This is a genomic window from Sharpea porci, assembly GCF_009695655.1.
Lineage (GTDB): Bacteria > Bacillota_I > Bacilli_A > Erysipelotrichales > Coprobacillaceae > Sharpea > Sharpea porci.
This window is the reverse complement of sequence record NZ_VUNM01000042.1, coordinates 1-14,330: the sequence shown is the minus strand read 5'-3', so window position 1 is coordinate 14,330 and position 14,330 is coordinate 1. Positions and strand designations below refer to the sequence as shown.

Here is a 14,330-nt window from a genome sequence, read left to right as displayed (position 1 = left end):
GAAATGCTTCTGCGGGCGATAGTGTATTCGCAAAAGACGCTAAAATATCGAGATGCATGGAAGTAAAACGTTGGAATATCAACGTTTTTTTCTCTTTATATAGGTCCACTGTGCAAATGGGGATTTAATAAATAATTTGAAATGTTTTTCATTCTATGTGAAAAAAATGCGGATATCCGCAAAAATTTCATGAATAATAAGATACAATCATAAATAATCAACTTAATCCCACGGTTTTAACCGTGGGATGCTTTCTAATTATCTTTCTTTAGAATGCAAATATTATTTTCTATTCATTTTCTAACCATTTTGATTAATTTGGTTAGAATAGAGCTGAATAAAATGGTTTTTAAAGAAAGTGAAAATATCGAATTAAAATCAGTTGTTATTGATGATATTAAAAAAGAGATAATCGCATTTGCGAATTGTCAAGGTGGGATATTATATATTGGTGTTGAGAATGATGGGAGTTTTGTTGTTTTGAATAGGAAGAAGAGATTATAAATTTCGCCAAACATCATCAAACATTCACAAGAAAAGATATTCAAAAGACTTTTGGGCTTAGCCAAACGACATGTATACGATTATTAAGCCATTTGGTTAAAAAAGGCAAAATCATCAAAGAAGGACAAAGTCGTAATACTTATTATCAACTTGTCAAATAACTTAAAAGAGACACGATGTGTCTCTTTTAGTGCTTCTTTTTGAATTTTGAGAGAATGTCATTCTTTTCTGCCTGACCACTAGGTATCAGTTTGAGCTGACTGTAGTTACGATAGACCATTAATGCCGTAAATAGACCACAAACAAGAAGTTCCTGTGGTGTGCGTGCGACAAGTGCCATGTAGGCAAAGACAATGACAACAGCTCCTAAGGCAAGATACTTTGTGACAATCACAACAATTAATCCAGCAATTAACGCAATCAAGGCAAGTAATGGGGAATAGAGGAAGATTGTGGTGGCGGTAGTTGTGACACCCTTTCCACCTTTGAAATGATGCCAGATTGGGAAATTATGTCCTAATGTAGCTCCTAATCCAGCATAAAGAATACCCATTCTTCCTACATCAAAGCACTTGATGGCGATGATAATCGCCATCACTGTTTTAAGAATATCACCACATAATACAAGAATACCTGGAATAATACCGATGTGTGCGGTTATATTAGCCATTCCTGGATTATGTGATGTACCTAGTTCAAAGGCACTCTTTTTTGTATAAATACGACTGACAATATCTCCTGTTAAGATATTTCCTAAGCCATAACCAATAATCAATATGAATACTATCTGCATTTCAATCACCACCAGTATTCTACAAAATTATGATGTTTCTATCAATGTTTTTAGCTTTATAAAAGTTGACATTATGTGTATAATAGTCAATGCGCTAAGGAGATGTTTATGAAAGATTTTTGGTATGAATTAAAACATGTAGAAAAAGATACAGGTGCTAGATATGGTATTCTCCATACACCACATGGTGATGTAGAGACACCAATGTTTATGCCTGTAGGTACACAGGCCACTGTTAAAGGTATATGGCCAGAGATGTTGAAAGAGATGCAGTCACAGGTTGTCCTTGCGAATACGTATCATTTATGGTTAAGACCTGGTGATGATGTTGTGAAGCAGGCTGGTGGATTACATAAGTTTATGAATTATGATGGTCCTATTTTGACGGATTCAGGAGGATTCCAAGTGTTTTCTCTTGGTAAGATGAGAAAGATTGAAGAGGAAGGTGTGACTTTTAGAAGTTATATTGATGGTTCTAAGTTATTCTTGTCACCAGAGAAGTCGATTGAGATTCAGGAGAATCTTGGGGCTGATATTATTATGAGTTTTGATGAGTGTGCTCCTTACCCATCAGATTATTACTATATGAAGAATTCTGTTGAACGTACTTTGCGTTGGGCAGAGCGTGGGCTTAAGGCACATAAGCGTGAGGATCAGGCCTTATTCGGTATTGTCCAAGGGGGCGAATTTGCCGACTTAAGAGAGCTTTCAGCGAAGACACTTGCTTCTATGGATTTCCCAGGGTATTCGATTGGTGGTACTTCTGTTGGTGAACCTAAGGATGTTATGTATCAGATGATTGATGATTCAGTTAAATGGTTACCAGAAAATAAGCCACGTTATTTAATGGGTGTTGGTAATCCAATTGATCTTATTGAAGCAGCAATGCGTGGTATTGATATGTATGACTGTGTTCTTCCTACCAGAGTAGCAAGACATGGGGCATTAATGACACATCATGGTCGTATGAATATTAATAATGAAAAGTATAAATATGACTTCACACCTATTGATGATCAATGTGATTGTTATGCATGTAAGAATTATACAAGAGCATATATTAGACATCTTCATAAAGAAGATGAAATCTTTGGTAAGAGTTTGATGTCTATACATAATGTACAGTTCTTACTAGATTTATCTAAGGATATTCGTGAAGCTATTAAGAATGATCGTTTGTTGGAATTTAGAAAAGAATTCTTAGATGCATATGGTCATAATGTATATGAAAGGGCATTTTAGTCATGGAAGAAAAGAAAACTATGGATATTGAGCTATTTGATTATGATTTACCTCATGAATTAATAGCCCAAACACCACTTGAAAAAAGAGATACATCAAGACTCATGGTCTTACATAAACCAACAGGAGCAGTAGAACATAAACATTTCTATGATATCCTTGATTATTTAAAACCAGGTGATGTTATTGTAAGAAATAATACAAAGGTTATTCCTGCTAGATTATTTGGGACAAAGGAAGAAACAAATGCACATGTTGAAGTATTATTACTTAAGAATACACATGATGATGTTTGGGAATGTCTTTGTGGTAATGCCAAGAAGATTAAGGTAGGTAGTATTATTTCTTTTGGAGATGGTCGTTTAAAAGCAAAGTGTCTTGAAGTAAGAGATGAAGGTATTCGTGTGATGGAAATGATCTATGATGGCATATTCTATGAAGTCTTAGATCAGTTAGGTATTATGCCTTTACCTCCTTATATCAAAGAAAAGCTCGATGATCCAGATCGTTACAACACTGTCTATGCCAAGGTTGAAGGAAGTGCTGCAGCTCCTACTGCTGGTCTTCATTTCACACCTGAACTCTTTGACAAAGTACGTGCTAAGGGCGTAGAAGTACTTGATGTCACATTGCATGTAGGACTTGGTACTTTTAGACCTGTGAAAGTCGAAAATGTCTTTGAACATCATATGCATTCTGAATATTATGAAATAAGTGAAGAAGTAGCTAATAAGTTAAACAAGGCAAAAGAAGAAGGAAGACGTATTATTGCGGTTGGGACAACATCATGCCGTACGCTAGAAAGCAATATTAAGAAATATGGCAAGTTTACAGCAGCCCATGAAAATACATCCATCTTCATTTATCCAGGTTATACATTTGAAGGTATTGATGCGCTCATCACAAACTTCCATCTACCTAAATCAACCCTCATTATGTTGGTAAGTGCTCTTGCAGGCCGTGAAAACATCCTCAATGCCTATAACATTGCAGTCAAAGAGAAATATCGTTTCTTCTCATTTGGGGATGCTATGTTTATAGACAATGAATAATACTATTGATCATACAAACTATGATCTTGTGATGCAGGAAGAACTGAAGCATCTAGAAGGAAGACCAACACTACTCTTACATGTATGTTGTGGACCATGTTCATCCAATGTCATCAAGATGTTATCAGAATACTTTGATATCACAATCTACTATTCCAATTCCAATATCTACCCCGAAGAAGAATATAACAGAAGATATCAAGAACTTCTCAATTTCATCCCCCGTTTCGACAAAGACTACAACCAACATATACAAGTCATCGAAGACACTTATGACAACAAAACCTATACATCAAAACTCGAACCACTCAAAGATACAGGCGAGAAAGGTTTAAGATGCAAGCTTTGTTATAGCATGAGAATGAAGAATGCATATAACTATGCCAAGGAACATAACTTTGATTACTGGACAACAGTACTCTCTGTATCACCACATAAGATCTCACGCTGGATTAATGAAATAGGAAACTCATTACAACAAGACAAACCTAAATTTCTCAATTCAGACTTTAAGAAGAGAAATGGCTATCTGAAATCAACACAGATGGCTAGTGAATATGGCATGTATAGACAAGACTATTGTGGCTGTATCTATAGCTATGAAGAAGCACAAGATCGTATAAATAGACAAAAAGAAAGTCGTTCAGAATAGAACGACCTTTTTATTTACCATGATTTTCATAACACCACAACGCTATTCTAGTAATTAACTCATCATCAATCCGATCATAAGGAAACTGAATAGCACCCTTAGAGAACTTATACCCCTTCTCTTTTAATTCATCACTAAACTCTTCAACACCATCAGCCCCTGGATAAATACCAACATGCTTCTTATGACATGCGAAATGAATAATATTGTGCTTCTTATAGAATGTAGGCATTCTCCAGGATATCTTTTCATCAGCTTCAGGTATAGCCTTTTTTATCACATGATAAACGTGCATCAATTCATCTCTATATCCTTCATCTTGTTGTTCAATATACTTCTCTATCTCATTCATATTCATACCTCAATATCATTAAAACAAAAAGACTCCATGAAATCAATCATGGAATCTTTTAGAATAACTATTTCTTAGAAACCTTCAATCTTCTCTTTAAGATCAATACAAGAACAAGAGCTCCTGCTGTTCCAAGAATCCAGAATGACATACGTGTCATACTGTCAGCACTTGTAGGAATAATTCTTTGTTGTGAATTCGTGTAAGTTATAGAATCGCCATCAGAAGATACCTCACCTGAGACCTTACGAGAAGCATTATCGATTGTTGGCTGATAATTATTAGTGTTATCCGTCTCTTTGATATTAGTATTAGCAACTACACTTGTACTATATCCATTGCTAGAATAATCATCTTCAATTACTTCGTATGAAGCTCCAACTGGTAATCCTGTTAACTCTAGAGTTTGTTTGCTTGATAACTCTATCGGCGTTTGGGATCTATACTTATACTTATCATTCTTGTTTTCAGGTGGATTTAATGCATAAGTACCTTTCACTTTATTACCAGAATCATCATTAATTTCATAATTAAATGTTCTTGTATTTAAGTCAGCTGACTCACTTGTAAGATAAAGATAGAATTTGAACTTATCGCTAGCATTGCTCTTAACAGTTTCACCAAATCCATCTTTAACAATCTTCTTTACAGATAACTGACCTCCGAAGTCTATTTTAGCAGTATTAACAAACTTTGCTGCATAGCCATCTTCATCAGTCGTAGTTTCAACCGTAAATGTACCATCATCCTTTTCATAGACAAGAACTCGTACATTTGCTTCATGGCTATCATATTCAATATTTGTATCTGATCCTTTTTCTTCCTTAATGACATAATCTTTACCTGGCATATCAGCAGCCGTAAAGTTTATAGGATCAAAATTAATATCACCATTAGCTTCATTAGTCTTAGTTTGTAGAACTTTACCATTAGAATCCAGTAATTGGAATGTGAATTGGCCATTAGATAGTGTGCCACTATTCTTCAACTCTTTTTTTGCTTTAAGAGTTATACTTCCAGTTTTAGCAGTATTAGTAACTGTACCTAAATCTTTAAAAGTGTTTTCATCAGAATCAGTTAAGGTAATTTCAATATCTTGTGCAGTTATTTTATAACCTGAAGGAGCCTGCGTTTCACGGAGAATGTAAGTGGTACTTGGTGTAGTTATTTCAAGATCCTTGTTACCAGTAGTTAAATAACCATTAGCATCTGTTGTGTAAGTATTTAACGGTTTATTAGGATCTGATTTTTTATATAAAGTAAACTTAGCGCCCATTAATCCTTTATTTGTCGAAGCATCTACCTTTTGTAGTTTTATACCACCGCCTTTATAATCTTCGTGAACATTATTTACAATTTGAATTTCCTTATTATTCTTATCTACAATACGTTTCAAGATTTGATTATCATTATCTGTGACATCGAAATAATATGGAGTTGTATTTTTATCATATCCAGCAGGTGGTGCTTCTTCCTTAAGAACATAATGACCAACTGGTAACCCTTCTGTAGCATCCATTCTATAGATACCACCAACACCATTTGATGAAGTTATAAACTCGAGATAAGTTTTGTTATTTGTAATAATGCCACCTGTTTCATTATGGTTTTCATCAGTTTGGTAAATTCTAAATGTAGCTCCACCAACAGGATTTTTTTCTGTAGTATTATCTACTTTTTGAATTGTGAGACCGGCATATGTTTTAGAATTTGCGCCCTCAATAGACAATAAATTCTGCATAGGCTTTTTCTTATTGGCTAGATTGCTTGCTGAAGGTACATAGATATATAAGTTATAGCTATCATATTCCTTCTTATATGTTTTACCTTCATCAATATACTTTTGCACACTACTTGGCACATCATTTGAATATTCATCAGTAAAATGCCATATATCATCCTGATCATAACCATTTTCACCATTAAAATCTTCATTTTTAATTAAAGTAATCAAGCCTTTAACCAGATTAGGAGCATTTAATTCACTATAACCACTGTTATTTGGACTAATGTAATCATAGATATAATTTGAATGACCATTCTCATCAATAGTTTTAGTTGCTTCTGTTGCATTAGGATTAATATAGACTTTGTCATAATATCCATATGGAGCTGCTAAATGCTTATTTATACAATACGCTCTAAATTTTTCCTCAGGTGTATGAACTTCCCACATGTTATTTCTAATTTTATAACCATCTGCAATATATTGTGGTTTACTACCATAAGAAGGTGGTAAAGTAGTACGTTCATAAGTTCCAGCCATGCTTGGGTCAAATTCATCACTCAATTGCAAATTTGTAACAACAGCTTTGGAAGTTGTATTTTGCCAGTTACCTTCTATCCCTAAGCCAAGATAATTTTTCCCATCTTTTGCATGCCAATTTTCTCCTAATGTTATCTTTTTAATATTACTTGAATAGGAAAGTGGAGCATAAACTTGGTCAGCATTAGCAATTGCTGCATTTGTAGAAACAGCCCCTTTAAAGGAACTTAAATCTATTTCTTCGAGCTTACCATTCGAAGCAGCAAACTGATCCATTTCAACAAGATTTGTTGTATCAAATGAAGAAACGTCAAGTTTTATTAAATTATTCATCCGAAAGAACATACCATTCATATTTTGTACATTGGATGTAGTAAAATAATTAGGGCCATTTTCTGTTTTGAACCTTATATAACTATCCACTCCATCATTAACCATTGCCGAACACATAGAAAACATACTTGACATATTTGTGACATTACGTGTATCTAAAACACTTATATCAACTTTTGTTAATTTAGTACAATAGCTAAACATGCTTGACATGTTCGTGACATTAGCCGTATCTAAGCCACTAAAATCAACATCTTCAAGCGAAGTACACGTACCAAAGAGTCTTGCTAAGCTTTCTGTTGCTTTTACTCTATTACCATTATTGTCTTTGTTGAAAACTATGGATTTTATCGAAGTTTCCGAATAGACTGCTCCACTCATAACTATTTGATAATCAATATCATCAATTTTTACAGTAGCCGGAATATTCAAATCTTTGTCAGTTCCTTTATACTGGTAAAGTGTAATTGTATGATTTTCATCTTCTTTACTTAAAGTATAATTATTAAGCCAGCTTGCATCACTACTAAATGTAGGTTGACTATAACTAGTAATATTTAATGTTGCTGTCGCAACTTCTTTATCTGCATTAGTATAAGTTACGTTAAAGTACAAGCCATTCCCCCTTGCAGGAAATTGTTTGGTGATTGTTAAATAAAAACCATCATCTTTATTCGTTAATCTACCATACTTATTGAAATCATTTTTATTGTTAGATGTAACATTTTTGATATTAGAAGCATCAACATTTAATAACTTGCTTAAAACTTTGCTAAGATTAAATTCTTCGCCTAATTGTGCTCCATAATGAATTGTTGTATTACCAACAATAAAATTCATAACATAAACAGAAAAACCTGTAGTTTCACCAGTTACAGTATCATCAGACTTAGTAAGCTTAAGAGATTCTACTTTAAGATTATCATCAATGTGATAGACATTAGTTGTATGATCTTTGATATCATCATTAGTAAAAGATACATGTACCTTACCTTTAGATGTATCAGGTTCTATTTCTTGTCCCTCTTTATTCTTCATAGTAATATCAAGGGCAACCTTCTTTATACTCTTTTGATCAGCTTGTTGCTGCGAAGCAACAAGAGAGTCTTCTGTGGACGTTAGGTTAACTTCTTTGACTTCCATTGTTGTTCCTTCAGGGAACACTTCTGGATCAGAACTAACAGTTACCTTAGTACCATTAATGCTTTGCTCTGCAGTAAATTTGTCTGTAGACGCATTTTCTGCACGTGTAGATAAAGGAAAGACTACAGAGAATACTAAGATAAAAGCAACAGCAATACTTAATACTTTAAAATGCTTTATTCTTTTCATTTCTTGTCCTCCTTTAATCTTCTTAATAAGAAAAATACAACAATTAATGAACAAATAGTCATTATTAAATAGAACATAATAGGTGTACTATCACCTGTTTTTGTTTCTTTTCCTGTTTTATTTTTCCTTGTTGTAGTGATAGTTGTTGTTTTTGTTGGTGTTTCTTGTTTTGTGTTGTTGAAGATAGCTTTATCATCTTTGTTGTTAGAGCCGTCTTTGTAGATTGTTACAACACGTGAATCTGTACCAATAAAAACAGTTATATGATATACAGTTGCATCATATGTTATTGCTGAATCATTACCAGCAACTTGCTTTAATTCATAAGTATATGTGCCTGTATGCGTATATTGAAGAGTTATTGTGCCTTGACCATTAATAGTCATGGGGTTAGTACTTGGCAAATATGCATCAGGACTTGTTGTGCTTAGTTCTACTTGTCCTTGTGTTACCTGTTTATTCAATGTTAGTTCTACAGGTATCTCTACTGATACTGCATCTAAAGCACTAACGTTTGTTAATGGTAATAATGAGAACAAAGAGACAAGAAAGAGTTGAATTATATATCGTTTTTTCATTTTGCCTCCTCTAAATGACCAAATATAATAATACGGTCATCTGTATCTGGGTATTTACATGTTGATAATGCAATGATTTTTTTACTATGACTTGGTGTATTATCATAGTATTTAGCATGTTTAGTAATATATTGGTTGAGATCATTTATTGATGTTGATGTAGGAGCAAAGATTAATGTGTTTGTTGCTTGTCCTTCTAATACAGCAAAGAACTTTATTTTATATTTCTTGTTCTTATTTGTCTTAAGCCAGCCACTCTTATGCTTATTAAAGTAGTCTTCTTTTAGATACTTGTCTAAAGCACCAAACATAGCTCCTTGTTCCATATGATGTCCATACAACAAAGAATAATCATCAGTAAATGCAGGATTATTACGATAATCTAGGAATATACTTCCAGATAAAGAATATTCTCCATAGGGATCCATATTCAAATACTTAGAATTATCTTCTCCTTGCATAACAGGATAATCTATCTTTGTCTTATTTACTTTTATCCAAGCAATACATTCCTTGGATAATTTACCTAACTTATTTGTATCACTATCAAAATCAGGTCTAAAAGCAAGAAGACTATTATCATTTGCATGATAATAAACATGTATTGTATCTATTAATGCATATGTACATATAAGAAAACATAATGTTGCTATTACAATAACAATACGATCAAATGCTCTATTTACATGTCCAACAACATTATCAACAAACATTTAAAATCCTCTTCTCCTCATAGAAATAAGTAAAGGTCCATGAACATCACTCACCTTAATAGCCCCATAAGTCCTACTATCATTCATATCCTCACGATAATCATTCAAGATAAAAACATAACCCTTAGGAACTTTATAAGGATACTTCACATTAGAATCAGCCTTAGCCGTCTTATAAAAGACTTCCTCAGCAGGCTGTACATTATTCACCAGTAACTTACCCTTACCAGTAATCGTTACAGTCTGTCCTGCCTTAGCAATAATTCTACCAACCCTTTTCTTACCACCATGCTTATAAATAACTGCCGACTCTACAGAAATAGGTGCTAACCTATTCGTAACAACAAGATCTCCATCTCTGATAGCTGGATACATGTTGTTCCCATAGTGGATTTGGATATCTAGCACAAAGCTAAATATCCCTACCACCACAAGTACATAGAGTGCAATCTTCATTACAAATTTCAATAGCGTTTTACGACTATCTTCTTTCAACACATACACCCCTTAATTCATAATTACTGTTTAGCTGTTCTTCTCATTTTTACAATAATGAATGCTGCAAGCACTACTGCACCTACTGCAAATGGAGCTACTGCAAAGATAATACCTGTAGGAACATTACCATTTTTAGTATTAATTAATCCAAAACGTGCATCACCAGTTAAATCAGTATCTGTAATAGCATTATTATTACCATCAAAAATTCCGTTATTGTCAATTCCTTGTGCGTCAGACCAATTTCCCATGGATAAAGTATATCCCTTGCTAACAGTTTCAGTAACTGTATATTTTGCATGTAAATTTAAACCATAAAGTTCAAAACTTCCACCATCATTTAGCGAAATATCAAATTCCTTAGATGTTTCTGTGTCACCTGTTGTAATTGTACTGTTTGTTACATTTGTATTTGCAGTTGTAGGTTGAACTTTATAATTATACGTTGTACCTGGCATTAAATTTTCAACTTTAATTCTAAATGTAAACAAATCATTTTCACTTCTTTGATTACCATAAGTTTTTTTATCAAATCCCAACACTTTAGAATCATAAGTATTTTGGAATCTTTCAATCTTATTATCTGTAGTTGTATCATTTGTAGGTATTACAGTTGTATTTCCTAGCGCATCTTTAGTATATCCAGCAGTTTCATCGCTGTGCATAACTATAGTATTAACAACTAGTTGATTTGAATCATTTCTAATTACATAGACGTCAATTGCCTTATCTTTATCATTATTCTCAACTGGGAATGAATCACTAAACTGTGCTGGACCAGATTGCGTAATAATATAACGATAGATTCCTGGATCAGGCCATGTTACATCACTGAAATCTACTGAAACTTCTTTAGATGCATATTTTTGAGAATCAGTTTTATGTACTTTGTTATCATTGTTACTAGTAAGAGTTTCTCCATTAAACGCAACAGAAGTAGTTGGAGATGCTTTACCATTCAATTTTACAGAAGTTAAATCCTCACCAGGCTTAATAGTAAGGGTTCCAGCATTTGTAGTTGTTGTAGGAACAGAAAGAGTAAAATCAAAACTAACTTTAGGTGCATTCGTTAAATCTTCTGAAGTCACCAAATACTCGTTGAACTTTAATACTGAAGGATTAGTTTGAGTTGTTTCATCCGCAGCATGTACAGGGGCAAAAGCAGCAGCACTAGAGAAGAGCATTGCAGTAGTCATAAGACCAGCGACTAATTTCGATTTGAAGTTTTTGTTCATAAATTTTCCTCCTAAAATTTCAAAATCCGAAAAAACACAAGCTTTCATAATATTAATAACTTTCTTTTTAAACATCTTTTTTAGTATTTTTCTAAATCACCTCTTTGCTCTTTTGTGACATCTGGCTCGTTGATAAATTGCATCAACAAGACCTTCCTCATAACAAGTAACAGCTTACATTAGTTTGCTCGCACCCATTATAGCACAAACTGTTTTATCGTTGATGTGATATGCTTTGTAGATATTTATGTTATTTATTTAACACTTTTTAGGAAAATATACATAATTTTATGTTTTATTATCCTATTTAGTACTCAATTTGACAATTTTGTATCACATTGATACTAATCTCATTGATATATGTAACTCTCTTGTTTACATGTTTATTGTTATCTTTTTATAGCATTATCACTTAACTAAAAAATAATATAATTGTCTTAGGAATGCAATATATTTTTGTTGATTTACTAAATTGTGACAACCATCTACCAATTTCTTTAAATAGAGTGTTATTGTTGTAAAATGACTTGTGTTCATAATGGGCCTATGTGACAAAAAAACAAGCAGGTTATCCTGCTTGCTTAGTCTTTCATTTTACCTTCTTTTCTAAGTTTATCTAAGAAGATTCTGATTTTTGATGTGGCTTCTTTGAGTTCTTCGAGTGAGTATGCGTAGGATACACGAATGAAGCCTTCTCCGCTTTCTCCAAAGGCATTTCCTGGTACACAGGCTACTTTCTGGTCATTCAGTAATGCTTCACAGAATTCTTCACTTGTCATACCTGTGCTCTTAATGCATGGGAAGACATAGAAGGCACCATGTGGCTTAAATGTCTTTAAGCCCATGTCATTGAATTCTGTAACACAGAAGTTTCGTCTTGCTTCATAAGCTTGACGCATTTCTTCGACTTCTTCCTGACAATAACGTAAACCATCAATTGCTCCATACTGAGCAGCAATTGGTGCAGACATCATGATATACTGATGAATCTTACACATTGCTTTTGATAATACTGGATTTGCGAGTACATAGCCTAAACGCCAACCTGTCATCGCAAAGGCTTTTGAGAAACCAGAGATAACTATGATCTGATCTCTTATTTCTGGGAAGCTAGCAAGTGATGCTGGCGTTTCTTCATAGCTTAATTCTGCATAGATTTCATCACTGATTACAATAATGCCTGATTCTTTAATAATAGGTACTAATTTTTGATAGTCTTCTTTTGTCATGAATCCACCTGTTGGATTAGATGGATAATTGATTAATAAGACTTTTGTTTTGTCTGTAATGGCATTTTTGAGTTTTTCAGGTGTGAGTTTGAATTGATCTTTTTCTTCTAGATTGATATGTACTGGTACTCCACCTGATAATATAACAGCCGGTTCATAAGCAACATATCCAGGATCCAATATAATCATTTCATCACCAGGATTAATTAATGCTCTTGTCGCAATATCGATGCCTTCAGAACCCCCCGCTGTAACAATGATTTCTTTTTCTGGATCATATCTTACATTAAAACGTCGTTGATAATAGTTAGATATCTCTTCTCTTAAAGCTATTAAACCACGATTAGCTGTATAGAAGGTTTTCCCCTTCTCTATTGAATAGATGGCTGCTTCTCTTATCTTCCATGGTGTTGTAAAGTCTGGTTCACCAACACCTAAAGATATAACGCCTTCCATCTGATTCGCTAAATCAAAGAATTTACGTATACCTGATGGTTTAATAGTTGAAGCAACACGACTTACTTTCTTTGAATAATCCATTTATGGTGTCACCACCAATCGATCATTCTTTCCATCTTCATCTTCTACCATGACAATACCACTATTCTTATATGGCTTTAAGACGAAAGTTGTTGCTGTTTCGGTAACACCGGAAATAGGTGCTAACTTACTGGCAACAAAGTGAGCAACTTCCTGCATTGTATGTCCTTTAATCATACATACAAAATCATAACGACCACTTAATAGATACATCGATTCTACTTCTTCAAACTTATAAATACGTGAAGCAATACGATCATACCCATATTCTCTTTCTGGTGTTGCCTTAATTTCAATCATTGCTGTTACGATATCTGTATTGGATTTATCCCAATTAATGATCGTATGATATCCCGCAATAACCTTTTCTTTCTCAAGTTCCGTCACTCTATTAATGACATCTTCTTTAGATTCATCTAAAACAGCTGCAAGGTCTCTCATCTTAATTCTTGCATTCTTCTGCATGACAGCAAGCAGGAGTTTATCATCCATATTATTATCCTCCTCATCATTTTCTTCATTATAGCTACTTTATTTCCTTCTTACAAGCTACGCTTGTAAGAACCACAAAAACAACTGAAATTTAAAATTCCAGCTTAAACATTGCCTTAAGAATCGATAGAAAGGAAATAGCGGGAGTTTGACAGTTGTCTCCATTTTTTCACTAACCAAATCGCTCAAAACGTTGATTATATCAATGCTTTTGAGTTTTTTTATTGTCAAATTTTCGAAATTATATGTAGTAATACGTAGGATTATATGATATAATAGCTGTAGGAGGTGATGCCTATGAAACTGACTTTTTCAAAATCTAAGAACTCTACATCACTTTACATCCAGAAATCATTTAGAAAGAACGGCAAATCAACTTCAAAGATAGTCAAGAAACTAGGAACTATGGAAGAGCTTCTTCCTCAGCACAATAACAGCGAGGAGGAAGTCATAGCCTGGGGAAAAAAGATTGCCAAGAAGATGACGGAGGAAGAAAAAAGAGATAAGGACATTGTCCTT

The 14,330-nt window shown here is 33.7% G+C and carries 14 protein-coding genes and 1 pseudogene; 6 read left to right on the top strand and 9 right to left on the bottom strand.

Going from position 1 to position 14,330, the window contains the following annotated elements; translation table 11 throughout:
* The first annotated feature begins 342 nt into the window (after positions 1-342).
* Together FYJ79_RS11655 and FYJ79_RS12855 are read left to right on the top strand one after the other, a co-directional pair.
* Positions 343-504 carry an AlbA family DNA-binding domain-containing protein gene (locus tag FYJ79_RS11655; RefSeq protein WP_154518638.1) on the top strand — a complete coding sequence of 54 codons (162 nt, stop codon included), beginning with the start codon at positions 343-345 and terminating at the stop codon, positions 502-504.
* A complete protein-coding gene (locus tag FYJ79_RS12855; protein ID WP_407695597.1) occupies positions 498-665 on the top strand; it encodes a type IV toxin-antitoxin system AbiEi family antitoxin domain-containing protein in 168 nt (55 codons plus the stop codon). The genes FYJ79_RS11655 and FYJ79_RS12855 overlap by 7 nt, the downstream gene beginning before the upstream one ends.
* A 26-nt stretch (positions 666-691) precedes the next feature.
* Here FYJ79_RS12855 and FYJ79_RS11650 read toward each other — a convergent pair whose 3' ends face one another.
* Complete coding sequence (locus FYJ79_RS11650) at positions 692-1,297, bottom strand: glycerol-3-phosphate acyltransferase (RefSeq protein ID WP_154518632.1); 606 nt, start codon at positions 1,295-1,297, stop codon at positions 692-694.
* A gap of 108 nt (positions 1,298-1,405) precedes the next feature.
* On the opposite strand from FYJ79_RS11650, the gene tgt reads away from it, so the two are divergent.
* The 3 genes from tgt to FYJ79_RS11635 are packed head-to-tail and all read left to right on the top strand — an operon-like array spanning position 1,406 to position 4,243.
* Positions 1,406-2,539 carry a tRNA guanosine(34) transglycosylase Tgt gene (gene tgt / locus FYJ79_RS11645; protein ID WP_154518629.1) on the top strand — a complete coding sequence of 378 codons (1,134 nt, stop codon included), beginning with the start codon at positions 1,406-1,408 and terminating at the stop codon, positions 2,537-2,539.
* Positions 2,540-2,559: 20 nt separating this feature from the next.
* Positions 2,560-3,591 carry a tRNA preQ1(34) S-adenosylmethionine ribosyltransferase-isomerase QueA gene (queA, locus tag FYJ79_RS11640; protein WP_154518635.1) on the top strand — a complete coding sequence of 344 codons (1,032 nt, stop codon included), beginning with the start codon at positions 2,560-2,562 and terminating at the stop codon, positions 3,589-3,591.
* The gene (locus FYJ79_RS11635) at positions 3,584-4,243 is read left to right on the top strand and encodes an epoxyqueuosine reductase QueH (protein WP_154518626.1); all 660 of its coding nucleotides are present in this window, start codon (positions 3,584-3,586) and stop codon (positions 4,241-4,243) included. Before queA ends, FYJ79_RS11635 begins: the two co-directional genes overlap by 8 nt.
* A gap of 10 nt (positions 4,244-4,253) precedes the next feature.
* On the opposite strand, the gene FYJ79_RS11630 is transcribed toward FYJ79_RS11635, so the two are convergent.
* The 8 genes from FYJ79_RS11630 to FYJ79_RS11595 all read right to left on the bottom strand — a co-directional run bounded on the left by FYJ79_RS11630 (position 4,254) and on the right by FYJ79_RS11595 (position 13,811).
* Entirely contained in the window at positions 4,254-4,595 is a 342-nt protein-coding gene (locus FYJ79_RS11630) for an iron chaperone (RefSeq protein ID WP_154518623.1), read from the bottom strand.
* A 67-nt stretch (positions 4,596-4,662) separates the two neighbouring features.
* Positions 4,663-8,526, bottom strand: a complete 3,864-nt coding sequence (locus tag FYJ79_RS11625) for a SpaA isopeptide-forming pilin-related protein (protein ID WP_154518620.1) — start codon at positions 8,524-8,526, stop codon at positions 4,663-4,665.
* Positions 8,523-9,104 carry an FctA domain-containing protein gene (locus FYJ79_RS11620; RefSeq protein ID WP_154518617.1) on the bottom strand — a complete coding sequence of 194 codons (582 nt, stop codon included), beginning with the start codon at positions 9,102-9,104 and terminating at the stop codon, positions 8,523-8,525. The genes FYJ79_RS11625 and FYJ79_RS11620 overlap by 4 nt, the downstream gene beginning before the upstream one ends.
* Positions 9,101-9,817, bottom strand: a complete 717-nt coding sequence (gene srtB, locus FYJ79_RS11615; protein WP_154518614.1) for a class B sortase — start codon at positions 9,815-9,817, stop codon at positions 9,101-9,103. The genes FYJ79_RS11620 and srtB overlap by 4 nt, the downstream gene beginning before the upstream one ends.
* Positions 9,818-10,315: a signal peptidase I gene (gene lepB, locus FYJ79_RS11610; protein ID WP_154518611.1), complete on the bottom strand. Its 498-nt coding sequence runs from the start codon at positions 10,313-10,315 to the stop codon at positions 9,818-9,820.
* A gap of 20 nt (positions 10,316-10,335) precedes the next feature.
* Positions 10,336-11,550 (bottom strand): DUF7601 domain-containing protein, encoded by a 1,215-nt coding sequence (locus tag FYJ79_RS11605; RefSeq protein WP_195837089.1) that lies wholly within the window; start codon positions 11,548-11,550, stop codon positions 10,336-10,338.
* A 581-nt stretch (positions 11,551-12,131) separates the two neighbouring features.
* Positions 12,132-13,319 carry an aminotransferase class I/II-fold pyridoxal phosphate-dependent enzyme gene (locus FYJ79_RS11600; RefSeq protein ID WP_154518605.1) on the bottom strand — a complete coding sequence of 396 codons (1,188 nt, stop codon included), beginning with the start codon at positions 13,317-13,319 and terminating at the stop codon, positions 12,132-12,134.
* The gene (locus FYJ79_RS11595; RefSeq protein ID WP_154518602.1) at positions 13,320-13,811 is read right to left on the bottom strand and encodes an Lrp/AsnC family transcriptional regulator; all 492 of its coding nucleotides are present in this window, start codon (positions 13,809-13,811) and stop codon (positions 13,320-13,322) included. It lies immediately after the preceding gene.
* Between the two features lie 297 nt (positions 13,812-14,108).
* On the opposite strand from FYJ79_RS11595, the pseudogene FYJ79_RS11590 reads away from it, so the two are divergent.
* A pseudogene (locus tag FYJ79_RS11590) lies at positions 14,109-14,330 on the top strand (IS1634 family transposase); the annotation flags it as partial.